This is a genomic window from Pedobacter lusitanus (assembly GCF_040026395.1).
Taxonomy (GTDB): domain Bacteria; phylum Bacteroidota; class Bacteroidia; order Sphingobacteriales; family Sphingobacteriaceae; genus Pedobacter; species Pedobacter lusitanus.
On sequence record NZ_CP157278.1, the window covers coordinates 4,156,579 to 4,182,889 of the forward strand.

Here is a 26,311-nt window from a genome sequence, read left to right on the forward strand (position 1 = left end):
ATCTATACTAAACCGGGTTTCCGGATAACTATTTATCATTATTAACGTTAAGAGTTTAATTTAATCAACACATATGAATACATTGAAAAATAAAGTTGTATTGCGGGGAATATTCAGTGCCGTGTTTATAACGGGTTTGGGTTTCAGCTCATTTGCGCAAACTCAGAAAGATAACTGGCACAATCTGGATTTTAAAACGGACTCTGTCTTTGGAGTTAGTACAGAGAAAGCATATACTGAGTTACTGAAAGGTAAAAAGTCTACTCCTGTTATTGTTGGTGTACTGGATGGTGGAGTTGATGTCAAACACGAGGATCTTTTAAGAGTTATCTGGGTAAACAAAAAAGAAGTAGCAGGGAATGGAAAAGATGATGATAAAAATGGATACATCGATGATGTAAACGGATGGAATTTCATCGGTTCGGCAAAAGGATCGGTAAGCCATGAAGCATTGGAACTTACCCGTGTATTACGCAGAGATAAAGCGAGATTTACAGGCGTAACTGCCGAAACAGTTAAACCTGCTGATTTACCTGCTTTTGAAGAATATCAGAAAGAACAGGCAGATTTTGATAAACAAACCAATGAAGCAAAAAATGCCGTTGCCAACATTAGCGGATTAAAAGAAGTATTGGATGCGCTGGTAAAAAAAATGGGTAAGGAAAACCCAACCTTAGCGGATTTTCAAAACTATACTCCTGCGTCGGATATGGAAGGCCGTTTGAAAAACATTATGGTTTCTCAATTACAGAATTCAACATTTGATGCTTTTTATAAAGCGCAGATCGTTAAAGGTCTGGAACATTATCAGGATCAGCTGGCTTATAATCTAAATCTGGATTTCGACCCCAGAGCTGAGTTTGTAGGAGATAATTATGCAGACAGCAAACAAAGAAATTATGGAAATAATGATGTAACAGGTCCTGATGCAAGTCATGGAACACACGTATCTGGAATTATTGCTGCTGACCGTACCAATACTATTGGTATTAAAGGTGTAGCTGATAATGTTCAGATTATGGGTGTTAGAAGTGTGCCTGATGGTGATGAGCGTGATAAGGATGTTGCCAATGCTATTCGTTATGCTGTGGCCAATGGTGCAAAGGTATTGAATATGAGTTTTGGTAAAGCTTATTCATGGGATAAAAAGGCCGTTGATGAAGCCGTTAAATATGCGATTTCAAAAGATGTCCTTTTAATTCAGGCAGCTGGAAATGATAATAAGAATCTGGATGTGGAGAAGAGCTTTCCAAACCGCAGATATGAAGATGGCGGAGAAGCCAGCTCTTATATTGTAGTAGGTGCTTCGGGATCAGTGAACGATAAAACTTTGAAAGCAGATTTTTCTAACTATGGTAAAACAACAGTGGATGTGTTTGCGCCAGGTGTTAAAATCTATTCTACAGTACCGGGATCTAAATATGAAGCTTATAACGGAACAAGTATGGCCGCTCCGGTAGTTGCTGGTGTTGCTGCACTGATCAGAGAATATTATCCGAAATTAACTGCTGTGCAGGTTAAAGATATCATTCTGAAATCAGTTGTAAAAGTTGATCACAATGTTGATGTGGAAGCAGGAGATGGTGAAGCACCGAAATCTGTACCTTTCGCAGATCTTTGTGTTACCGGCGGAATTGTTAATGCTTATAATGCATTAAAACTAGCTGCTGATTATAAATAAGAAACTTATCAGATCTGAATAAAAAACGGGGCTGTCTCTATCTGAGGCCGCCCCGTTTTTTGTTTATTTAAAAAAGCTGTCTTGAAACCTGGTGTTCATCCAGTAAACAGAGTTTTTCATATTTATATTCATTGACCAGATCATATTCTTTCAGATCTGTATAAATGTTGATGAGCAGGTTGAACATAAACATGGCATTAAGCAACACATTATTTCTTCTGAATAATAACAGGCACTCTTTGGTATGATGTATTGCAATCTCATATTCTTTTCTGTTGTAATATTGCTGCGCCTGGAACATCAGAAGAATAACCTCCTGATACTTGGCGAAGTTTGTACAGTTTCTGTTTGACAGATAAACTATAATACTTTCTATCTGATCTGTCTTTTTTCCTGGAATACTTCTGGAACTGTACATCCCATATACGGCAAGAATATAAATAGTGAAGGTCGTTCTCTTTGCAAATTCTCTTGGGTGAAGTTTAACGATATTGGAAATTACTTCATGCCCCGAAGCAGCATCACCAGTAAATATATTGACGTACAGAATCAGGAGGTAGGAAATGCCTTGCCTGGGATCCATATGATGCTCGGGTTTAATTCCAAATGGATTACCCCCATTTTTCAGACTTTCAATATTGCCCAGCAGGTTCTTTTCCGCAGGCTGTTCTGCATTGATCCTGGCATAAATTATCTCCAGTGCTTCAACCGGATTAACCATCCATTCTGTGGCATTCAGCGTGCTTATATTTTTTATTCTGGCCTTGATAGCTGCCTTATCCAGTTTGATAACCTCAAGGACGCCTAATATCGAATTATAGACGAGTAAATGATCATCGTTATTCGCGATATCAATCAGGGCAGCAACAGCCTCTTTATAACAGGAATCTATAAAGTCGAAATTGATCAGTTTTGAAATAATAATCTCATGAAACTGGTTCTCATCCAGTACCCTGATGATGTCAGGATTGAATTTCGATCTGTATTTAATCTCTTCTGCCATAAACAGAATCAGATAATTGGTTTCAAAACTATTGAGATTAAGTTTGAAAACTGATTTCAGTTCATGGAAGTTCCCGGTTTTGATCAGGAATCGGGTAGTCCACTGGAGTAATTGAAAACGTACCTGATTGGACTCGTATTCAGTATTGATATAAGTGAAGAAATCCATATTCACCTGAAGATGGAATTTCTCCAGTATTTCAACGAATAGAAAATACTCAAACATATGCGGATGTAAGAAACGCACATATTCTTTTGGATGCGCATTCTCTGTACGTTTCTCTTCCATTAAAATACCATCTGCCAGCAGTTCCATATACGCATTTCTAAAAGCGGAAAGTTCTGAAAGAAGGCTGTCTTTTTCTACTGCATTGTTCTGTTTTCCATACTCCGTAAGCTGAATTATCTTTTTCAGAAAGAGTATTTTTTCGGTATAATAATTTGAGCGGTAAATTTTTTCCTGGATGAAACGGGAAACAAGCTCATAAAAAGTAATATTCGTATAATAGTTAAAATCAGGATCCTCTTCTTTTAACTGATAATATAGCTGTATGTGAAGTGGGAATTTTAGCTGAGCCTTTAGTCTCGGATTAATTTCTTTGTTATCCAGATAATTGATTTTGGAAATGATAACATCCACTTCTTTCTCAGTAAGCGGAGGCACATTAGATAACTCATGAAGATTAAAATAATTCCCCGGGAACCATTTTGATTTTAAAAAAGAAGAGTGACGGATGCGTTCATAAAATCTCATCCACGCGGTTGAACGCAGACTCATGATCAGCTTGATGTTCTTGAAATCCTCCAATGAACAAATCAGGTTGATGATATTATCAAACAGCCGGTTCTTATCTTCTTTTTTCAGGATGAGTTCTGCAAATCCATCCAGCATAATGATGAATTTACCACCATGTGCTGCCTGTATATTATTAATGTATTCAAGCGTATTCTCCTGGGGGTCTATCTGCAATTGAAGTTTTAGCTGGTCTTCCATGTTAAGATCAGCATGCTCCTTATTGAAGAAGTTATAAGCCTGAACAAACAAGATAGTAGAGTCTTTATAAGCGGCATCCTGCTTATAAAACAAATCCTCAGCCAGATGACTGAGCAGAATTGTTTTTCCATAACCGGGTTGTGAGATTATACTGGTGAAAATATAATCTCCAGCATAGAATTCATCAAAATCATACTCTGCAAATTTTCTGCTGATAGTAATATCATAAGGAATGCCGGATCTGTTCCTTATCGTTTTTAATGTGAACTGAGTTATCTTATCAGCTTTATCCTTAAGAAGCTTCCATTCATCTGTATGACCAATTGGTTGTGGTAAATCATTTACATCAATCGTTGCAATGTCAACATATTCAGCAAGAGTAGTAAGGGTAAACGTAGAAAATTTATGTTTAACAACAGCGAAACCAAATAATCTTTTAATAGTTGTTTCACTAACGTTCTTGTTAAGATGCTTACTAATCTCAATTGATATTCTCTTACAATCAGCAGGTGTAATGAATCGAATACCACATTTTAAGAGAATCAAGCTTTTAAGTTCGTTCAGCCGGTGACTGTATTCCATAGATCCGTTTTTTTCTATTGTATTATTCGATTTTAGGTAAAAAAGCTAGCTAGACACCAATAGTAACCGAATATACACATATACGTGATAAATGAACAGAAAGGTTTTAAATAAAAAAAGCCAGAAATTCTGCTGAAAACGGATAAATGCTTTTAGAGTGCGTTTAAAAGCGCATGGCAAAAAAAAACTGATTTAGAAAATAAAAATTGAACAAAATGAACGGAATGGCTCATTCATTTACTGTGACTTAAATGAATGATTTGAACGCAAGTTTAGAAGCTCCCTTTACTTAAAATTGTCGTAAGTATTAAAGTTAACCTCTAAAACTGCCGGTATGAAATGTACGTCTACTCCCCGAATGTTAAAAAAATTTCTCTGTCTTCTCGTTAGTATTCTAGCTATAACGCTATTTAATACACGATCGTATGCGCAAACAAAAAATTACGCACTGGTAACTCCTTCAACGGGTATTGCCAGCTATAATATTGGATCGGATGTCCCGAATGCCAATCCTGGTAATGCAGCATCGATTGATAATCCTAATAATGCAATTTTAAATCCGCCAGGAGCTCCGGCAACGCTGAATGCCAACAATGTCAGTGTGCTCGGATTACTTGGCTATGAGGGAGAAGCGTATATACAGCTTAAGTATGGTGCGCCTCTTGTTGCAGGAAAGACAACATATATTCGTTTTGATCAACCGACCAGCGGAGGGGTAAATCTTGATCTTGTTGGCCTTTTGGGCGACCTGACCGGATTATTCTCTAAAAGAATAGTACAGATTGACGCTTATACCGGCGCAACTGCTTCGAATGATGGTACTTTAATACCTACAGCAAATGTTTCTGCTACTGTTGTGACTGATGCAGCAGGGAAAACTTATTTTGCAATTACTCCGTCAGTTACCTATAATTCATTAAGGGTACGATTAAGAGTTAGAAATAATGCACTTTCAATCAGCCTCGGTGGTTCGATGAATATGAATATTTATCCGGCATTTAATTATAGTGCTGATAATTGTGGATCAGCAATATTTACGAGTGTTGCTGCAACAGGTCTGAACGTTTCGCTGACCAGTTTAGTTACAAATCCACAGAATGCAATTGATGGTAACTTAACTACATTTTCACAGTTACAGGCAGGACTGGTAACTTTAGGCTCATCTGTTTCGCAGACTATTTATCTTAACGGATTGTCTTCATCTACTGATGTCGCTAAAGTTGTTTTATCACAAGGAGGTTCTTTACTAAGTGTGAATGTTTTGAAAACAATTACCGTACAGGCATTCAACGGAAGTACTGCAATCGGAACTCCTTTATCACTAAGTAATCTGATTAATCTTGATCTGCTTGGTTTATTTTCCAATAACAGACCTTTTCCTGTATTTTTTACTCCTGGTGCACCATTTGACCGGATCAAAGTTTCACTGGATAATGGTCTGGCCATCGGAGGAAATATTCTTGCCGGAGGTCTTAATATTAACGAGGGACAGCGAACTGTGCCTAAACCATTATTTACCGGTGTGACTGGTAATGCGCAGATTTTATGCGGCGGCAGTACATTGACTTTAACTCCACAAAATCCTAATGCAACCTATACTTATAATTTTTATAAAAAGATAGGGGCTAATGGTACTAAGACAGCTGTAACCGGTGTGACCAATAATACGCTTTCTGAAGCCGGACTGACTGCTGGTGTTTATACATATTATGTAGCTGCCCAGCAAACAGGTTGTATTGCAGAATCTGATATGGATAGTGTGGTGGTTACAGTTAAACCAACCTTACTGTTTACTGCTACACCATTGAGCAATGGCTCTGTGGGTAAAGTATACAGTAAACAACTGAATGCAGCGACTAGCGGAACACCGCCCTATACTTATGCATTAGCTGCAGGAAGTACTTTGCCGGCTGGTTTAACGCTGAGCTCTGCCGGTCTGATCAGTGGTACACCTACAGCGACTTCTGCTGCAGGAACATTTAGCGTGGTCGCTACAGATGCTTCGGGTTGTACAACCACTGCGGTTCATACTTTAACTATCACAGCAACCTTAACTCTGCCAACTGCAACTTTGCCAAATGGTACAGTTAATAAGGTTTATCCTTCTACGCAACTGCCGGCACCTACTGGTGGCAGTACGCCATATACTTATTCAGCAACCAATCTGCCTCCCGGGGTCACGCTCAATCCGACAACCGGATTGCTGACGGGGACGCCTACTACGGCCGGAACTTATACTTTCCCGGTAACCATTACTGATGCAGATGGAAACACAGTAACGACCAACTTCACTATTATTGTCAGAAGTCCACTGGTATTAACTGCTTCTGCTTTATCAGATGGTACTACAGGAGTTCCATATCCAACACAGATTATTCCAGCGGCAACAGGAGGAAGCGGGGTTAATACTTATTCTGCAACCAACCTGCCTCCGGGATTAAGTTTTGATCCTGTTACCAGGGCAATCACAGGTACACCAACACAAACAGGAACATTTACTTTCCCTGTTACGGTAAGTGATAATGAAGGAAATACTACTTCATTAAACTATACCATTGTGGTTAAGGATGCTTTGGCCATGGGTAATGTTACCCTGCCTGACGGAGCTGTGAATGTAGTTTATCCAACTCAAACACTTCCGGCAGCAACTGGTGGTACAGGCCCTTATACTTATGTTGCAAGTAATCTGCCTCCGGGACTGACATTTGATCCTATAGCCAGAACGATTTCAGGAACACCTACACAATCCGGTACGTTCACACTTTCAGTGAAAGTAACTGACAGTGGAAATGGAACCATCACTGTACCTTATACTATTAAGGTAGCAGGTGCGCTTACTTTACCGGCAGCCACTCTGGCTAATGGAAAAGTAGGGACATCATATACTTCACCAGCTTTACCTGCAGTAACCGGTGGTACTGCTCCATATACTTATACAGCTACTGGTCTGCCAGCGGGATTAAGCTTTAATCCTGCAACCAGAGTAATTTCAGGGACTCCGACATCCGGTGGTAATTATACAGTGACTATGAAAGTTACTGATAACGCAGGTAACAGTACAAGTACGGATTACGCCCTTAACATTACTGTTGATGCTCCTTCAGTTGCGGGAGTTACAATTTGTAGCGGTAATACAGCAACACTGACAGTTGATAACAGTCAGGCTAATGTGACTTATAATTTTTATACTTCTACAGGAAATACACTTCTGGGATCCGGTACAACTTTTACAACACCGGCCTTAACCGTAAACACTACTTATTATGTAGAAGCGGTTTCGGGAACAGCAGTCAGTGCACGTATTCCAGTAACAGTTACTGTGAATGCTACACCAGATCTGCCGACAGTAGTGATTAATAATGTAACCATCAGTGCAGGACAAACTGCAACGCTTCAGGCTACTGCGGCTTCTGGTTCAACAATCAAATGGTATGCAGCAGCAGCTGGTGGAATAGAATTAGCATCAGGCGGAAGCTTTACTACACCAGTACTGAATGCCAATGCAACTTATTATGCCGGAACAACTAATAGTTCGGGCTGTTCAAGCCCAACCAGAGTTCCGGTTGTGGTTACTGTAATTAACGGGGCAGTTAATCCTAACTGTTATGCAGCAACAAAACAGGAAAGCGGTATTACCGGCGGACTGTTATGTGTAGCCTGTCAAATTATTAACCCGGGTAATTCTACAGATGCCGATCTGACTAACTTTACACGTATTTCTCTGCCAGTAGGTATTGGAACTACCGGGTATCAGCGTTTAATCTTCCAAAATTCCGGAGTGGCAACTGATAGTATCAGTGTTGATCTGGAAACACCTAATGGTTTACTGGATTTAACTGCTCTTGGTGGTATAACAGTGAGTGTGATGAATGGCACTACAGTAGTTAGCAGCTATCCGTTAAGCGGATCACTGATTAATCTGAGGTTATTAGGAGGAAACAGGTTTACTGCCACTGTTGCAGCAGGTGGTGTATATGATAGAGTAGAAGTTAAAGTGAATGCTTTACTTACTGCCTTAACCAATGTTAATATCTATGGTGCAAATGTTGTCGCCCCGAATCCTGTTTTTGATGCAGGAAATCAGACTATCTGTTCCGGATCAACTGCTACATTAAAAGTAACACCGGTTGCCGGGACTACAATTGCGTGGTATAGCGCTGCAACAGGCGGAACTATTTTATCTACCAATAATACTTTTACTACTCCGGCACTTACAGCCACTACAATTTATTACCTGCAGGTAAGTAAAAATGGTTGTGCGAACCCAACACGTGTTCCTGTTACTGTAACAGTGACAACGGCACTGGCTACACCAGCACTGGCAACAGTAGCTCCAGTTTGTTCAGGTTCACCTGCGACATTATCTGTTGATAGTCCGATAGCAGGAATTACCTACAACTGGTATACTGCAGCTACCGGTGGTACTCCAGTATTTACCGGTACAGTTTTTACTACCCCAGCAATTACTGTTAACACAACTTATTATTTAGAAGCATCAAACGGCAGCTGTGTGTCAGCTACCCGTACGGCAGCAAACATAGTTGTTAATGCACGTCCGGTTACACCACAAATCACAGCTTCTGCTACAACAGTTAACCAGGGACAGAGTGTTACCCTTACAGGTACATCAACTGAAACCAATGTTACTTTTAACTGGTATACTTCACAAAATGCAGTTACACCTGTATTTACCGGAGCTAATTATGTAACGCCACCACTTACTGCCACTACAACTTATTATCTTGATGCAGTTTCTACAGTTACAGGTTGTGCTTCATCTGTGAGAGTTTCACAAACGATTACTGTTAATCCTGCAGGAACACCAATACCGGTGGGTTGCGAAGGACCAGTCAGTGAAACACATGGTGTAGGCGGATTGATTTCTATATTAGCCAGAGTGGATAATCCGGCACTGGCTATCGATGGAGATCAGCTGACAGCATCGACATTGTCTATACCAGTAGGAGTAGGTTCAAATGTATTTCAGCAAGCTAATTTTGCTGGTTTATCAAATGTAGGTGACACCGTTCGTGTCCTGTTAACTTCACCAGGTCAGCTGTTATCACTTTCGCTTTTACCAAGTGTAACTGTCACTACCTATAAAGGTACAGTGAGCAATAATGACGGCATCGCTGTTAACAATCCACTGATTGATCTTAAACTATTAGGTGGCGGTTCTCAGGCTCTGCTTACTTTTATTCCGGCAGCTCAGTTTGATGGAGTAGAAGTTAAATTGAACTCAGGTCTTTTGGGCGCATTAACTGCCATAAACTTCAACTATGCAAAAAGGACTGCTACAGCTCCTGTAGTTGCTTCTGCTAATGTAACAGCATGTTTGAATGCTACTGCATCTTTATCTGTACCTGCTCCATTGCCAGGTATAATTTATAAATGGTACGACGCTAACGGAGTTTACTTAGGTAATGACGGACCTGCCTTTACCACACCAGCAATTACTGCTGATACTAAATTCTTTGTGGAAGCTTCAAGAGGAGGATGCGGAAGTTCAAGAACACAGATCAACGTTACTGTGACACCAGCTCCTTTAGTACCACAGTTACTTTCTCCAACAGAGAATACCTGTGTTGGTTCTGCTGTTGCCTTAAAAGTACAAAGCCCTCAGGCTGGAGTAACTTACAAATGGTACAAAGCAGGCGTACTGGTTCCTGGTCAGACAGGGCCGACATTAAACGATGTTGTTACTGCTAATGTAACTTATGCAGTTGAAGCAGTAAATGCATGTGGGGTTGTTTCTGCACAGGCAACAGTTGCGATTGTTGTTGGTTCACTTACTCCACCAGTGCTTACTCCACCAGCTGTAACAGTTAACAAAGGTGAAAAAGCATCTCTTGTTGCCAACTCATCAACTACAGGTTTAACCTATCACTGGTATGGTGCCGATCCGGCTACCGTTCCGGGTACACCTGAACTATCTACTCTAACTAACGGTGCAAACGGAACATTCCTTACCAGTCCGTTAAATGCAACGACTACTTTCTATGTAACTGCAGAAGGTGCATTGGGAACCTGTGTTTCGGGTACCGCATCAGTAGTTGTAACTGTAAATAACTTCCCTTCAAATCCAGGATCTGTTCCTTGCGAAGGCGCAGTTACAGAAACACATACAGCTGGAGGCATAGGTATATTACCAAGTGTAGCTAACCCTGGTTTTGCAATTGATGATGATATCAGCACAAGCTCTTCACTATTTATTCCGATTGGATTACTGAATGCAAATGTTAGTCAGACTGTAGGATTCACAGGAGTTTCAGTACTCGGAGATCAGGTTAAACTAAGTCTGACTCAAACTGGTGCATTACTTACACTTGGTGTTGCAAACAATATCAGTGTGACTACTTATAATAATGGTGTAAGCAACGGAGATACCAAATTGCTGACAGATCCGGCTATTAACTTAAATCTGTTAACCGGTAATAAGGATGCAATGGTTCAGTTTACACCGACCAAGACGTTTGATGCCGTAGAACTAAAACTTTCTACAGGCCTGTTAAGTCTGCTTAATTCTATCAACCTGAATTACGCTCAGCGTATCATAGCTTCTCCAGCAGTAGCCTCTGCAAATGTTTCAGCATGTGAAGGAACTTCAGCTACGCTTGCTGTCAGCAATCCGGCTGCCGGACTTACTTATAACTGGTATAATGCGGCAGATCCAAATACGATCATAGCTACCAACACACCTACATTCTCAACTCCTGCTAATTTAGTAGCCGGAACTTATACTTATCTGGTAACAGCAAACCGTAATGGTTGTGCCAGCCCGGTTAAAACACAGGTTGTTGTAACAGTTAATGGCTCTGCTCCGGCTGCGGTACCAGCTACTGGAAATCCGGCAAGCACCTGTCTGAATACTCCGGTTACGTTAAGCGTGAATCCGGTTGCAGGTGTCAGCTATAACTGGTACGATGCACTTACCGGCGGTAACCTGCTGGCCTCAAATACAAATAGCCTTACCACTCCGGCTAATTTAGCTGTAGGCACTACAGACTATTATGTGGAGGCTGTAAATGGTAACTCTTGTGTAAGTACACAGGCAAGAACTAAAATATCAATTACAATTAATCCTCCTGCAACTGCAGGTGATATTACAGTTTCTGGTGCAGGAAATCCTTTCTGCGCAGGAACAAGTGCAGTATTAACTGCAAACAGCACGCTGACTAACCCGGTGTTTACCTGGTATACTGATGCAGCGCTGACCAATGCAGTGTTTACCGGCCCAACTTTTAATATAGCCTCAGTGACTGCTACTACCAGTTATTATGTAACGGTAAAAGCAGATAACAGATGTCAGAATACAGCTGGAACAGCTAAAGTGGTTACTTTAACTGTAAATCCGCCTGCATCATCAGCTGATATTACAGTGAGTGGTATCCCGGCAAGTCTTTGTGGCGGAACACCGGTTACTTTGACAGCCAGTACAACTACAGTAAGCAACCCGGTATTTACCTGGTACAAGGATGCAGCATTAACACTTGTTGTCAATAACGGTCCTGTATTTACTACTCCTGGGTCAACAGTTACTACACTTTACTACGTGACAGTTCAGGGAAGTGACAAATGTCCTAATCCGGCAGCTGATGCGAAGGTTGTTACACTGACTATTAATCCACCGGCAGATGCTTCAGATATTAGTATAAATGGTATACCAGTAGTTGTTTGTGCCGGATCAGGTACAAGTCTGACTGCAAGTAGTCTGACTGTGATCAATCCGGTATTTACCTGGTATACAGATGCCGCGTTAACCAATGCTGTGTTCACAGGTGATAAATTTAATACACCAGTATTAACAGCAACAACTACTTACTATGTAACTGTAAGCGGCCTTAATAAATGTCCTAATGTAAAAGGTACTGCAAGCGTGGTTGTCCTGACTGTAAATCCTCAATTGAATTTTACAGGAACTGCATTAAGTGCAGGATCAACTATTAATCCATATAGCGTGCAGATTAACCCTGCTACTGGTGGAACTGCACCTTACACTTATACAGTGGCTCTGGGTAGTACTCTGCCTGCAGGCTTATCATTATCTTCTGCAGGTCTGATTAGCGGAACGCCAACAGCAGCAGGAAATTATACCTTCTCAATTAATGCTACAGACAGTAAAGGATGTACTGCAATAGGAATGTTCACCTTAAATATTGGTACTACCTCAGTATTATCATTGCCAGCAGCGACGCTGCCGGATGGGCAGGTAGGTACAATGTACCCGGTACAAACGCTGCCGGCTGCGATTGGCGGAACTGCACCTTATACTTATGCAGCAACAGGTTTACCAGCAGGTCTGACTTTTGATCCTGCAACAAGGAACATTTCCGGAACACCGACAATAGGTGGTACCTTTACAGTTGCCATGACAGTAACTGATGCAAATAATAATACTGCATCAGCTAACTATCAGCTTAAAGTGATTGTGCCGGCACCTGTTGTCGCAGATGGCTCAAACTGCGGTGGAACCAGTGCTACACTAACAGTGTCTAATCCGGTAACAGGAGTAACCTATAACTGGTATACTGCAGCATCCGGAGGAACACCAGTGTTTACCGGAACAGTATTCCAGACACCGGCAATAACAGCAAATACAGTTTATTATGTGGAAGGACTTGCAGGAACGACAAGTACCAGAGTTGCTGTAAATGTCAGCTTAAAATCTCCGGCTTCTGCTGCAGATGTAAGTGTAACAGGTATACCAGCTGTAGTATGCGGAGGATCAACAGCTACGCTTACTGCAAACAGTACAACAATAACTAACCCTACATTTAACTGGTACACAGATGCTGCTTTAACAAACCGCGTTTATACAGGTGCAGTCTTTACCACACCAGTACTTACAGCAAATATTACTTATTACGTAACCGTACAAGGACCAGGTACCTGCGAAAGTTCTTCTGCTACAGCAAAAGTGGTTGCACTGAACGTAAACCCTCAGGTGAATTTTGCAGGAGGAGCGTTAACTAACGGGTCTACAATCAGCCCTTACAGTGTACAGCTTAATTCAGCTACAGGCGGAACAGCTCCTTATACTTATACACTGGCTGCAGGAAGCACTCTGCCAGCAGGATTATCACTATCAGCTTCAGGGCTGATTAGCGGAACGCCAACAGCAGCAGGTAACTATACTTTCTCAGTAACCGCTGCAGATAGTAAAGGTTGCAGCGCTACAGCCCAGTTTACTTTAAATATTGGTACATCAGCAGTGATGTCACTGCCACCAGCTACTTTACCTGACGGACAGGTAGGTACTACCTATCCGGTACAAACTTTACCAGCAGTAGTTGGCGGAACAGCACCTTATACCTATACCGCGGCGGGTGTGCCTCCGGGACTGACCTTTAATCCTGCAACCAGGGAAATTTCAGGAGTGCCAACTCAGGGCGGAACCTTTACCGTCGTAGTTACCGTAACCGATGCAAATGGTACAACCGCTACAGGTAACTATCCGATTACGGTTACCGTACCAGCTCCGGTAGTTGCTGACGGATCAAGCTGTGGTGGATCACGTGTGACCTTAACAGTTTCAAATCCAATAACAGGAGTTACCTATAACTGGTATGCAAATGCCACAGGCGGAGCACCAATCTTTACAGGAACCAGCTTCCAGACCCCTGCGATTACTGCAGGCACAACCTATTATGTTGAAGGATTTGCAGGAACAACCAGCAGCAGAGTAGCAGTTCGTGTCAATATTGGAACACCAGCTACTTCTGCAGATGTAAGCGTTTCCGGTATACCTTCGGTAGTGTGCGGAGGATCATCTGCTACCTTAACAGCCAACAGTGCTACAGTAGTAAGTCCTGTATTCAAATGGTATACTGATGCAGCACTTACAAGCCTGGCATTTACCGGCGCAGTATTTAATACTCCGGTACTTACAGCAAATACTACTTATTATGTAACTGTACAGGGACCTAATACCTGTGAAAGTTCATCAGCTACTGCTAAAGTTGTTGCCCTGACCGTAAATCCGGCTCTGGTCTTCAACGGAGCTACATTAGCGGGTGCTTCTACCACGACTACGTATTCTGCACAGATTGGTTCTGCAACAGGCGGAACACCTGGATATACTTACAGTGTGGCCTCAGGAAGTACAATCCCAGCAGGTTTAACCTTATCTCCGGCAGGACAGCTTACAGGAACACCGGCAGCAGTTGGAAACTATACCTTCTCTGTGATTGCCACTGACAGCAAAGGCTGTAATGCAACAGCGACCTTTACACTTGCAGTAGGCAGTGGTAGTCAAATGACATTGCCAGCTGCGACTTTACCAAACGGACAGGTAGGTACCGTATACGTACCTCAGACATTGCCGGCAGTAATTGGAGGAACAGCGCCATTTACCTATGTAGCTACAAACCTGCCTCCGGGATTAACTTTTGATCCGGCAACCAGAACAATCTCAGGAACGCCGACATTGGGAGGAACCTTCACAGTGACAGTTACTGTAACTGATGGCAACGGACTAACAGCTACCAATACTTACACCATTGTAGTTACCGTACCGGCATCAGCTGTAGGAGATGCATTGAGCTGCGGAGGCAGTCCGGTTACCTTAACTGTAACCAATGTACTTGCAGGAGTTACTTATAACTGGTACGGTACGGCGACAGGCGGAGCGATTCTGTTCACAGGTCCGGCCTTCCAGACTCCAACCTTAACCGCGACAACGATCTTCTATGTAGAAGCCATTTCCGGAACAGCTACAAGTGGTAGAATTCCGGTAAATGTAACTGTAGCAGCTTCACTTGCCACACCAGTAGTCACTGTGAAATCAAGCACGCTGAGCAGTATTACATTCGGCTGGAATGATGTTACAGGAGCAACAGCTTATGAAATATCAACAGATGGCGGAACGACATGGGGTAACCCAAGTTCAGGAGCTGCAGGTACTACGCACCTGATCTCAGGTCTGCAGGCAAATACAACAGTTAAGCTGATGGTTAGAGCTAAAGGAAGCTCAACCTGTCAGACCAGTGCTGCAGGTAGTGTTACGGGTACAGCAACAGACGGACTAATCCCTAATGATGTCTTTATCCCGAATACGTTTACGCCAAATGGAGATGGTAAAAATGACGTCTTCTATGTATTTGGAAGTGGAATTGCAAAAGTGAAAATGCAGATCTATAACCAGTGGGGACAATTCATCTTCGAATCTCTGCAGCAGCAGGTAGGATGGGATGGCTCATACAGAGGACAGATACAGCCAAATGGTGTTTATGTCTACTACGTGGAACTGGTAATGACAGACGGCTCTACAGTTAAGAGAAAAGGAACAATTAGCATATTAAGATAAGAGACACATTAACCTGAAATATAAATAACATGAAGAAACTATCAAAAATCATCGTCTTGGGCTTGTTGTGCATTACGGGAGCTTCGAGGGTTAGTGCGCAAATCGATCCTCATTTTTCACAATACTATGCCAATCCACTGTGGCTTAACCCTGGTTTAACGGGTGTAATCGATGGAGATTACAGAGTATCAGTAAATGCCAAACAACAATGGGGATCAGTCTCCCACTCATATCTTACAGCAGGCGCCTCATTTGATATGGCGCCTACTAAAAACCTTGCTTTTGGAGGGATGATCCTGAACCAGAATGCCGGTGATATCAGTTATAATTATCTGAATGCACTTGCATCGGCAGCGTACAGGATTCGTTTCGGCAGAGCAGGGTTGAATATGATCAACTTTGGTTTGCAGGCAGGTATACTGAACAAAAGTTTTGATCCTTCTAAAGTAACACTGGGTAACCAGTTTAACCCCGGAAGCGGATACGATCCGAATCTGCCTTTCAATGAGAATTTTACTTCCAGCAATACACTTGTTCCGGATGTAAACGCAGGGGTTATGTATTTCGATGGAAGCGGAGATAAACGTGTTAACGTATTTGGTGGGGTGGCTGCAAATCACCTGACAAGACCGATTGATCGTTTTCTGGGGAATGATGTCAGAATACCAATCCGCTTTACTGCACATGGTGGTGCCCGTGTTAAAGTAAACGAGGTTCTGGACATTACGCCCAACGGACTTTATATGAAACAGGGAAATGCACACGAAACGTCAATAGGAGCTTATGGACAGTTTTATGTCAATCCTGAAGCAGATCTGATGTTTGGTTCAAATTATCGTTTTGACGATGCTGCAATAGCCTTCTTTGGACTGCATTTGAAGAATATGACCTTCGGGGTAAGTTATGACTTTAATACTTCCGGACTTAACCGCGCAACGGGCAGTAAGGGTGGACTTGAATTGTCCATATCCTTCACCAGCCGCAAGGGCATTTCAGGTCCTAACTTCTTTTGTCCACGATTATAACTATAATTTATGAAACCTCTCAGACTATTGCTTTTGATCTGTTTACTGAGTACAGGAGCACAGGCGCAGTACATAACAAATAATAAAAGAGTTGCTGATGTATATTTCCAGAACAAGGACTATTATGCAGCTGCTGAATACTATAAAAAAGCATTGAATATATCAACTGATACTACCGGATTTGTCGTGCCCTATGCCTTTGAAGTTAAAATGAAAAAGGAAAGTCCTAAACGTGCAGAATACGAATACTGTGTTTATCAGCTCGCTAATTCACTTCGTTTGTATAAGGACTACAGAGGTGCAGAAGCCTGGTATGCTGTTTCCAGAAATTTCACTGATCCCAAATACGCATTAAGCCTATTCTATTACGGAGAAAGTCAGCGTTCAAATCAGAAATTTAATGATGCAATTATCTCTTTTAAAGAATTCATTTCGAAGTATAAAACCACTGATGAATATACAGAGAAAGCAAAATTAGAAATTGCCTCCTGTAATTTTGCCTTGTATGAAATGCGTTATCCGCGTTTATACAAATTTAGCAAACTACTTAATCAGATTAATGACCAGGGTTCTAACTATGCACCACTATTATTGAATAATAACTTTTACTTTACTTCTTCAAGACCAGTTGTTGTAGGCAATAAAACGCAAACTGTGCGGGACAGTAAAATGAAGACCAAGGTGGTTAAGTCAGAAAACCCTTTTGTGAACGCAATTTATTCAGCTTCTGGAAATCCGCAGAGAACATCTACAACAGTTAAAAAAGTAGGTACACCAGAAAAAGGTAAAGAATTTGCCGCACCGGCATTTAGCCCGAACGGCAGAGTCATGTATATGACCATATGGAATGGTTCGGGGAATAAAAAGATATACCAGGTCAATGTTTCCAGAGGGAACGGAGATGTCTGGTCTGCACCAAAACTGCTGGGTACTGAAGTCAATATTGAAGGCTTCAATTCTATGCAGCCATTTGTAACCAAAGACGGTAAATATCTGATTTTCTCTTCAGACAGACCAGGAGGATTGGGGAAACTGGATCTCTGGTACTGTAAACTTCGGAGTGACGGAACTTTAAGTGAAGCCTCAAACATGGGCAATGTGATCAATTCCAAAGAAAATGATGAAGCTCCGTATTATAATGATCAGACTAAAAAACTACTCTTCAGCAGTGATGGCAGAGTAGGTATGGGCGGACTGGATTTTTATGAAAGTACAGGTGATTTTGGTACCTGGACCGAACCCAGAAATGTTGGATACCCATTCAACTCTTCTAAAGATGATGTTTATTTTACCCCATCCGATAGTGAAGACAGCGAAGGTTATATCAGTTCTGACAGAGAGTCTGTATGTTGTCTGGAGATCTTCCATGTTAAAAAAGATTTCATGAGCATTGAAGGAACATTACTGGACTGTAAAACTAATCTGCCATTGGAAGGAGCTTTAATTGTACTGAGTGATTCCACACAGGAAATGAAGGTGACAACAGGTGAAGATGGAAAGTACAGATTCAGAATCAACTCTAATCGTCAGCTCAGATTAAGTGCTGAGAAAGAGAATTATTTCAAAAAGGTGCTGACTTATAACTACGATGAACTGGCTAAACTGGATACACTCCTGAATCCAAAATTATGTCTTGAACCGTTTATCATTAACAAGCCTATTGTACTGGAAAATATTCTGTATGACTTTAACAGTTATCAGCTTAATCCGGTATCAGAAGTTATTCTGGACAAACTGTATAAAATTCTGGTTGATAATGAGACGATGGAAATTGAGCTTAGTGCCCATACCGATAATATAGGTACAGCCCCATATAACTACAAATTATCAGACAGAAGAGCAAAATCATGTGTTGACTATCTGGTTGGCAAAGGAATCTCTGCAAGCAGAATGACCAGTAAAGGCTATGGATTCAGTAAACCTATAGCACCAAATCAGCTCCCTAACGGAAAAGATAACCCGCAGGGTCGTCAGCTGAACAGAAGAACAGAATTTAAAGTCACCAAAAAATAAATATAAAGCCTGCTTAAGCGCTCAGCTTAAGCAGGCTTTAATAATAACATCTCCAGTTGCTTTAGCATAGCCGTCATCTCAAATGGCTTTTCCAGGTAAGCATCAGCAGCTAAATTCTCTCTCCGCATATAGTCTTCAGAAAAGCCACCCGAAGTGAGGATAACCGGTAAATGTGCAGTATCCGGTCTTGTGCGGATCTCTTTGAAAATTGCTCTGCCATCCATACCATCGAGTTTTACATCCAGCAGTATAAGATCAGGATTAAACTCATCTATGATCTTAAATATGGGTCTCCCTGTCATTAGCGGGAAAACCTTATAATTATTTTCTTCCAGAATTGTCTGAACGATTTCCAGTAAATCGGGATCATCTTCAACAACAAGTATTCTATTCATAGTATTTAAAAAAAACATGCTGAACAAACAGGGTGCCATGATTGGCAGAAAGAATTGATACTTTTGTTTTGTTACTAATCAGAGACACATGCAACCGAAAGAACAAATTGAAGCAATCGCTAATACCTTACTTCCCAGTTTTATACCAAAAAATGGTCAGGAGACAACATTGTCCTTTCATTTTACCTTACCTCCAAATAACAATTATAAAGTCTTTTTTGAAAAAGATGCTAAGGCAAAATGGCAGTTTATACGCTTTGAAGAGGTAGAACGTTAAAATAAGCATATGTTGAATTTTGAATTTAAGAACCCGGTAAAAATAATTTTCGGGAAAGGTCAGATAGCGAAAATCGCACAGGAAATCCCTGCAGATGCCAGAGTTTTATTACTTTATGGTGGCGGGAGTATAAAGTCGAATGGCATTTATGATCAGGTGATGTCTGCCCTTACGGGATTTGATGTGACAGTATTTGGCGGTATTCCTGCCAATCCGGAATATGAAGTATTATTACGGGCACTGAATGTTATAAAATCCAATCATATAACTTACCTGCTCGCAGTTGGCGGCGGATCAGTTATAGATGGTACCAAATTTCTTTCAGCGGCTGCACTATATCAGGGCGAAGAACCATGGGATATATTGAAAAATAAGATCAGAACTGATAAAGGGATGCCTTTTGGAACTGTATTAACTTTACCTGCTACTGGTTCGGAAATGAACTCCGGTGCAGTGATTACACGTGCAGCAACCCAGGAAAAACTGGGTATGGGCGGGCCCGGGTTATTTCCTGAATTTTCAATACTTGATCCGCTTGTCGTGAAATCCGTACCACAGCGTCAGCTCGCTAATGGGATTACTGATGCATTTACACATGTGCTGGAGCAATATATGACTTATCCTGCACAGGCATTTTTACAAGATAGATTTGCGGAAAGTATTATGCAGACACTGGTCGAAATTGCGCCCCGGATACAGAAAGATCCTGCAGATTATGAAGCCGCCGCAAACTTTATGTGGTGCTGCACCATGGCCTTAAACGGGCTTATTCAGAAAGGAGTACCTACTGACTGGTCTGTTCACGCAATTGGTCATGAACTGACAGCAAATTTTGGTATTGATCATGCCCGTACACTGGCTATTATAGTACCAGTGCATTACCGGTATAACTTTGAAACCAAAAAGGAAAAGCTTGCCCAATATGCGGAACGTATCTGGGGAATTAAGGAAGGAACACCTGAACAAAAAGCAGAACAGGCTATTATCCGCACTGAATCTTTCTTCCATTCTTTAGGAATTGATACAAAGCTTTCTAAGTATACTGATGATTATCAGGGTACTGCAGAACAAATTGAAGCACGGTTTATAGAAAGAGGATGGTTAGGTTTAGGTGAACATAAAACAATTAAGCCCGATGACGTGAGAAAAATTGTTCAGTTAAGCTATTAATCTGAAGCGGTCCAACACCAAACAGGAATACAATTCACTCCTGTTTGGTGTTGGATTTTTTTGAGTAAAAATTTTAAAAGGGTATGGTAATTGTATAGGTTAGCGGGTACAAATAATAAATAACAAATTGGAGAATACTTTTGGAAGGAATATAATTCCGCAGAATGAAGAGGAGCGTCTAGAGAACTTAAAAAAGTATAAAATTCTATATACCAAATCAGAGCCTATTTTTGATCAGCTGGCCGCTGTTGCAGCGACTATGTTAAAGGTTCCTCTTGCCATGATCAATTTTGTAGATAAGGATCACGTCTGGACTAAAGCAGACCAGCAGGGAGATTGGGGAACTGAAGTAGAGAGAGGGACAAGTTTGTGCTCACTGGCTATTCTGAAAGGTGAAGTAACCGTGTTTGAGGATGCCCTTGCAGAACCATGTCTGATGTCAAATCCATTAGTTGTAGGCGAATTCGGACTTCGGTTTTATGCAGCCGTACCCATCACTACCGCCGAAGGTTTTAATATCGGGGCAGTCTGTATAGTCGATAAAAAAATCAGAACTTTTACTCCGCAGGACAGGAAAAAGCTCGAGTGGATTGCCCAGCTCATTCAGATTGAGATAGAGAAAAGAGCTTAAACCATAATCCTGTTATTTTGTACATACGAACTTTTTCGTGTAGGAATTCTGTCCTATTTTGACCACCATAAAATATAAACCACTGGCATAACGGGATAAATCTATCTGCGTATAATACACACCAGTGAAATCATTCTTACGCTCTGTATAAAGTTTCTGCCCGGATATATTAATGACGTCGATGCTGACATTGTTCTTTTCATTAACGTTAAAATTAATATTGATCTCATTTCTTGCCGGAACAGGATACACCACCATATTCAAATTACCTTCATTAACTTTATTGGACTCGAAATTTGCATCTCCGTCTATTCCGGTCAGGAGAATGGAGTAGGCCTGTGCGCCCCGTTTAAGTGTCCCTTTATGAGATATATTGAATCTGTACACTTTTCCTGCCACAGGATCATCAATTCTGGCCTGCTCAACATTATCCCTGGTATTGTCTCCTTTGAGCGCAGGAGCTGAGGGATTGGCCGGATTAAGGACCCATGGGAAAAACGTTGTTGATTCCTGTACAGCTCTTAAATCAAGGTCATTCATTAACCTCGGAGTCGTATTATTTAATGCATCCAGCGTGCTGATTGCAGTTGCTTCGGGATCAGTCCAGCAAATAGTACCGGTCAGGGGTACCCCGCCTTTGGCTTTCACCTCTATATATTGCTGTTCTCCCTGGGTGAGTATATTTTCTGTGATTTTGCTTTTCAGGTGATTATCAAGTATGGCCTGCGCAGCAGCTTCCGTATTTAATACTCCCCATCCATAAGTATAATCGGGCCCCGGCGCAGATCCTGCCTCGGCTGCGGTACCAATCGCCAGGGCTTTTAAAGTTGCAGAGCGCATATAATTAGCATTATTCTGGCGGCTGTAAAGCTCCTGCAGCAGGATTAAAGATCCGCTGACATTAGGGGTGGCCATGGAGGTTCCTGAAAGTGTTGCATACCGGTCATCACCGGCATTACTGGTAGAAGTTACTCTTACGCCATCTGCTACTAAATCGGGTTTAATCCTGCCATCGTCGGTTGGTCCCCAGCTACTGAATGTAGCGATCTGAATACGATCCGGTGTGTAGGGGCCGTCTCCCAGTGGGTTTATAGCGCCCACTGTCAGAATATTTTTGGCAGTTCCGTAAGTCGCAATATTATCATACTGATCGTTATTGCTCAGACCTGCCGGACGTTTACCGGCATCAGCCATTACTTTATCTGCATTAAATCTATAATAAGCTCCGCCAACAGGAGGCCCGTTGGAAGATCTGTTATTCCCGGCTGATTTTACCGGAAGATAGTAAGGTGCATTGTAACAGATTTTGTCCCAATCGGCAGACTGCGAATCGTAATAGCCAAATTTATAATCTTCTGTTGCCCCCGGAGAAGCATAGAATTCCCAGCGCTGAGGATTGACATCCGTATTGAGTGACCATCCGGCTACCACCCCATAAGAGTGATTGGAAATTAATAATCCCGCTGCATTTTCAGACATTTCGGGCGTATCATTATCGAAATCAAAAGAATAAAGTTTTGGCAGGGCAAAAGCCATCCCTCTGGCCACAGGATTTACACCAGCAGCAATCATTGTTCCTGCTACGTGAGTGGAATGTTCTGATGTGGTAATAGTCTGATCTTTGATTTCAACCCTTCCTCCGGCAAATTCTGTATGCGTGGTTAAAACCCCGTCTCCATCCCATATGGCTATTTTTCCAGCCGGAATGGTACTGCCACTGAGTGATAAACCCAGACCGCCGCCATTATATAATTTATTGGTTCTTGTCGTGGCTGCTGCAATAATATTGTTGGTCGTTGCATAGTATACCGGCAAGCCTGAATCATCGAGTCTCTGCAGTCTCATAACTGTTCCCGACCGGTCTTTTCTGGAAATAACCCAGCCTTTTCTCGCTGCCATTGAAAAAGCACTGACTCTTTGTCTTTGAGCACTGTTAGCAAGAGCTATACTATTACTTTTTAAGAAGGTTGCATTGGTCGTATTTTGCCTGATAGTTTCCTGTGCATACACAGAAGAAAATGCTATACTTGTGCAGAAGAGTATGGATAATAGGCCACACTTTCGTAAATTGAGAGAATTAATCATAATGCACAAAGAATTGCATGAATTGCCTTTTGGAGTAACCAAATTTAACTTTAATACTTATACAGATGAAATTTTATTTAGCTATTTTTTGTTCAGTAGTCACTTTATTTGCTTTTTCGTGTGCTTCCAGAACTCCGGGACAGCCTAAGCCTATCTCTGAGGGGATCAAAGGAAAGGTAACAGTACAGGAAGGGAATTTTATGCCGGGGCCTGATCAAAAGCCGGATAGCCGTAAAGGTAAAGATGGCAGGCGGACGGTTTATATCTATGCAGTCACTACAGCTGCACAGGCAGAAGGAGATGGACCATTGTATAAAGCCATTCATCAGCCATTGGTGGCCAAGGTTAAAACCGATGCCAGAGGTTTCTTTCAATGTAAACTATCTCCGGGAAAATACTCGGTATTTACCCTTGAAGAAGATGGTCAGTTTTTCGCCAGCTTATCTAATGGGAAAGGAGAGTTAAATCCTGTAGAGGTTTTTCCTGGTAAAGTAACGGTATCTGATATTGTTGTTAATCATAAAGCCGCTTTCTAATCCGGTTTTATGGTTACGATCAGAGAAATCAATGCTTCGCAGACCTGGGATTTGCGGCACCATGTGATGTGGCCTGACCAGACTATTGACTATGTGAAATTAGCAGAGGATGAAGACGGAACACATTTTGGTCTTTTCGAAGATGATCAGCTGATGTCGGTAGTCTCCCTTTTTATTAACGGTCAGCAGGCCCAGTTCAGAAAGTTCGCAACAGCTAATGCTGCGCAGGGAAGAGGTTATGGAACCAAACTGCTGAACCATCTGATGGCTGCAGCCCTGCGTTATAACGTTACCACGATCTGGTGTAATGCCCGCTCAGATAAGGCTGCATTTTATAAAAGATTTGGAATGATTGAAACAGACCGGAAATTCATTAAAGAAGGCCTCGGTTATATCACAATGCAAAAAACAATAATCCCTTAGAGAATCCCTTCTTTTTTCAGAATATAATTATAGATCCCCTCAATTGGTTTCTGCATAATTCTTCCCAGTTTCAGTCCGTTCAATTCGCAGACCTGTTTCAGTATATCCTGATAATAATAGGCAACTGACCCTACAAAATGGCAATCCAGCACTTTGTAATCCTTGAAGCTTTTAATATTCACGTCAATGAACTCCTGGAAACCATCAATCAGTAACTGGTTGATAAAAGGATGTTCCCTGTTCGGATACATAAACTTGCTGAAACCAGCCAGGTAAGTATTAGGAAATGGTTTTTGATAAACATTGGTAATGATAGTTTCCCTGTCGGTATTAAACTCCCGGGCAAAAAGCAGACGTAAATCTTCAGGCATCTGTTTATACAGATAAGAAGTGACAATCTTTTTTCCAAAAGTAGTACCCGAACCTTCGTCTCCCAGGATATAGCCTAAACCATAATTGCTGTCATAAGTAGAAACGCCGTCAAAATAAGAAACATTAGAGCCTGTACCAAGAATGCAGATCAAACCTTTCTGATCACCGCAGGTAGCATATGCACAACCGATTAAGTCATTCTCCACACTGATAAAAGCTTTGGTGAAATACAGGGATAAGCCATTGGAAATTACCTCATGTTTATCAGGAGTAGAACAACCTGATCCATAAAAATAAATTTCCCTGACATCCGCGGCAAACTCTTCAGTCATTTTCATTTTGGAGAATATTTTGAATATATCCTGCGCATTTAAAAAATAAGGGTTGATGCCCTGCGTGCTAAAACTGATTGTTTTACCATCTTTATATCCAAGCCAGTCTGTCTTTGAAGACCCGCTATCTGCTACTAATATCATAAACGAAAGTAATCATCTTATTGAACATTTAAAGTACCACTAATCTCTTTTAAATTAATTTCTGTTAGTTTAGCCTGAAATTGTGCATCCAGGAAGCGAATAATGGCATTTATAGAATTTCTTTGTGCCTCGCGCAATTCCAGCGGACTGATACTGCCAAGACGGTATTTTTCAAAAGTAATATCAAGATTCTGTTTAGCCAGGTCCACATTACCCGTTTCAACTCTTAACAGATCCAGATTGGTCAGATAATTCTGGTAAGTGGTATTCAGCAATGCACTGACATCTTGTTTGGTCTTGTCCAGATTGAGCTCCGAAGAGTTGAGCTGTACTTTTGCATTGCGCTCATTTTGTCTTTGTAAAAAGCCATTGAAAATATTCAGACTTGCCGTAAGTCCGTAAGTGAGCCCGTTGGCTCTGAATTTCTGGTTGAAACCCGTAGGACTTGTACTCCTTGAAAATTCATAACCACTATTTACGGCTACCGTAGGATAACGTTGTCCTTTAATCTGTTTCAGGTTTAATGCAGCAATCTTTTTATTGATGAAAGCATTTTGCAGCGAAGGATTCAGGCGTTCAGTTGACAGTTCCAGATCGGCCAGTTTCAGGTTATTTTCAATATTCAGTTTTTCATTGACGGCGAATACCCTGTTCAGGTCTCCTGCCATTAACTGGTTCAGTGTAATCCGGGACGTGTTTAATATGTTTTTCTGCTGCAAAAATAAAGTCGTGTCCGTGTTGTAATCTACCTTTGCAGTCAGTACATCCAGTTTGGAACCACGTCCTATTTTTAATTTGTTGTCAGCAATAGTCACCCTTAATCTGGAAATTTTCAGCGCACTGTCTGTGGCCAGCACCAGTTGCTGTTGTCTGACTATTGCATAGTAAGCAGAGACGACATCAGAGATGGTATTCAGAATAGTTAGTTTAGCATTTACCTCACCTTGTTTTTGTAATTCCTTTAGTTTGTCATAATTGGCGAACATCTGGAATCCGTCAAAAATAGTCCAGTCCAGAGCCACTCCGTAATTCAGATTGGTACTGCGTACACCCGATGCTTTTTTCTCCGGTCCGGTTGCCGGGCTCTGTACCGTATTTTGTCTGCTGCCTCCATTGCTGAATGTACCTGCAAGGCCTGGCAGCATACCTGCATTTCCTGCATTGAGGTTATTTTTAGCAATCTGCACTTCATTATTGACCAATCTGATATCATAATTGTTCTTTAATGCCGTACTTATCGCTTCCTCCAGGCTAAGGGTGTCCTGTGCGATGACACTTTGTGTGCAGCAGCTGATCAGGAAGGCCAGGAAATAAAAGAGAAACTTATTCATTTGTATATAATAT

At 41.5% G+C, this 26,311-nt stretch carries 14 protein-coding genes; 9 read left to right on the forward strand and 5 right to left on the reverse strand.

What is annotated here, in order from left to right; all coding sequences use genetic code 11:
- Positions 1 to 73 precede the first annotated feature (73 nt).
- Entirely contained in the window at positions 74 to 1,681 is a 1,608-nt protein-coding gene (locus PL_RS17875) for a S8 family peptidase (protein WP_041880471.1), read from the forward strand.
- Positions 1,682 to 1,748: 67 nt separating this feature from the next.
- Here the strand turns inward: PL_RS17875 and PL_RS17880 are convergent, their stop codons facing one another.
- Complete coding sequence (locus tag PL_RS17880; RefSeq protein WP_041880473.1) at positions 1,749 to 4,259, reverse strand: hypothetical protein; 2,511 nt, start codon at positions 4,257 to 4,259, stop codon at positions 1,749 to 1,751.
- 334 nt (positions 4,260 to 4,593) lie between these two features.
- On the opposite strand from PL_RS17880, the gene PL_RS17885 reads away from it, so the two are divergent.
- Genes PL_RS17885 through PL_RS17895 form a run of 3 tightly spaced genes read left to right on the forward strand, consistent with a single transcriptional unit; the run spans position 4,594 to position 18,602 of the window.
- Entirely contained in the window at positions 4,594 to 15,564 is a 10,971-nt protein-coding gene (locus PL_RS17885; RefSeq protein WP_041880475.1) for a putative Ig domain-containing protein, read from the forward strand.
- A gap of 29 nt (positions 15,565 to 15,593) precedes the next feature.
- The gene (locus PL_RS17890) at positions 15,594 to 16,589 is read left to right on the forward strand and encodes a PorP/SprF family type IX secretion system membrane protein (RefSeq protein ID WP_041880477.1); all 996 of its coding nucleotides are present in this window, start codon (positions 15,594 to 15,596) and stop codon (positions 16,587 to 16,589) included.
- Between the two features lie 9 nt (positions 16,590 to 16,598).
- Positions 16,599 to 18,602: an OmpA family protein gene (locus PL_RS17895; RefSeq protein ID WP_041880479.1), complete on the forward strand. Its 2,004-nt coding sequence runs from the start codon at positions 16,599 to 16,601 to the stop codon at positions 18,600 to 18,602.
- Positions 18,603 to 18,628: 26 nt separating this feature from the next.
- On the opposite strand, the gene PL_RS17900 is transcribed toward PL_RS17895, so the two are convergent.
- A complete protein-coding gene (locus PL_RS17900) occupies positions 18,629 to 18,997 on the reverse strand; it encodes a response regulator (protein WP_160292085.1) in 369 nt (122 codons plus the stop codon).
- A gap of 88 nt (positions 18,998 to 19,085) precedes the next feature.
- On the opposite strand from PL_RS17900, the gene PL_RS17905 reads away from it, so the two are divergent.
- The 3 genes from PL_RS17905 (at position 19,086) to PL_RS17915 (ending at position 21,075) form a co-directional block, all read left to right on the forward strand.
- Positions 19,086 to 19,274, forward strand: coding sequence for a hypothetical protein (locus PL_RS17905; protein WP_041880481.1), 189 nt, complete (start codon positions 19,086 to 19,088; stop codon positions 19,272 to 19,274).
- Between the two features lie 9 nt (positions 19,275 to 19,283).
- Positions 19,284 to 20,444 carry an iron-containing alcohol dehydrogenase gene (locus tag PL_RS17910; RefSeq protein WP_041880483.1) on the forward strand — a complete coding sequence of 387 codons (1,161 nt, stop codon included), beginning with the start codon at positions 19,284 to 19,286 and terminating at the stop codon, positions 20,442 to 20,444.
- Positions 20,445 to 20,571: 127 nt separating this feature from the next.
- A complete protein-coding gene (locus tag PL_RS17915; RefSeq protein ID WP_041880486.1) occupies positions 20,572 to 21,075 on the forward strand; it encodes a GAF domain-containing protein in 504 nt (167 codons plus the stop codon).
- A gap of 12 nt (positions 21,076 to 21,087) precedes the next feature.
- Here the strand turns inward: PL_RS17915 and PL_RS17920 are convergent, their stop codons facing one another.
- The gene (locus tag PL_RS17920) at positions 21,088 to 23,160 is read right to left on the reverse strand and encodes a S8 family serine peptidase (RefSeq protein ID WP_082035872.1); all 2,073 of its coding nucleotides are present in this window, start codon (positions 23,158 to 23,160) and stop codon (positions 21,088 to 21,090) included.
- 65 nt (positions 23,161 to 23,225) lie between these two features.
- Between PL_RS17920 and PL_RS17925 the strand changes: the two genes are divergently transcribed.
- Both PL_RS17925 and PL_RS17930 read left to right on the forward strand, forming a co-directional pair.
- A complete protein-coding gene (locus tag PL_RS17925; protein WP_041880487.1) occupies positions 23,226 to 23,696 on the forward strand; it encodes a hypothetical protein in 471 nt (156 codons plus the stop codon).
- Between the two features lie 9 nt (positions 23,697 to 23,705).
- Complete coding sequence (locus tag PL_RS17930; protein WP_041880489.1) at positions 23,706 to 24,119, forward strand: GNAT family N-acetyltransferase; 414 nt, start codon at positions 23,706 to 23,708, stop codon at positions 24,117 to 24,119.
- Here PL_RS17930 and PL_RS17935 read toward each other — a convergent pair.
- Together PL_RS17935 and PL_RS17940 are read right to left on the reverse strand one after the other, a co-directional pair.
- Positions 24,116 to 24,967 (reverse strand): N-acetylglucosamine kinase, encoded by an 852-nt coding sequence (locus PL_RS17935; protein WP_041880492.1) that lies wholly within the window; start codon positions 24,965 to 24,967, stop codon positions 24,116 to 24,118. The genes PL_RS17930 and PL_RS17935 overlap by 4 nt on opposite strands.
- A 17-nt stretch (positions 24,968 to 24,984) precedes the next feature.
- Positions 24,985 to 26,298, reverse strand: coding sequence for a TolC family protein (locus PL_RS17940; RefSeq protein ID WP_082035874.1), 1,314 nt, complete (start codon positions 26,296 to 26,298; stop codon positions 24,985 to 24,987).
- Positions 26,299 to 26,311 lie beyond the last annotated feature (13 nt).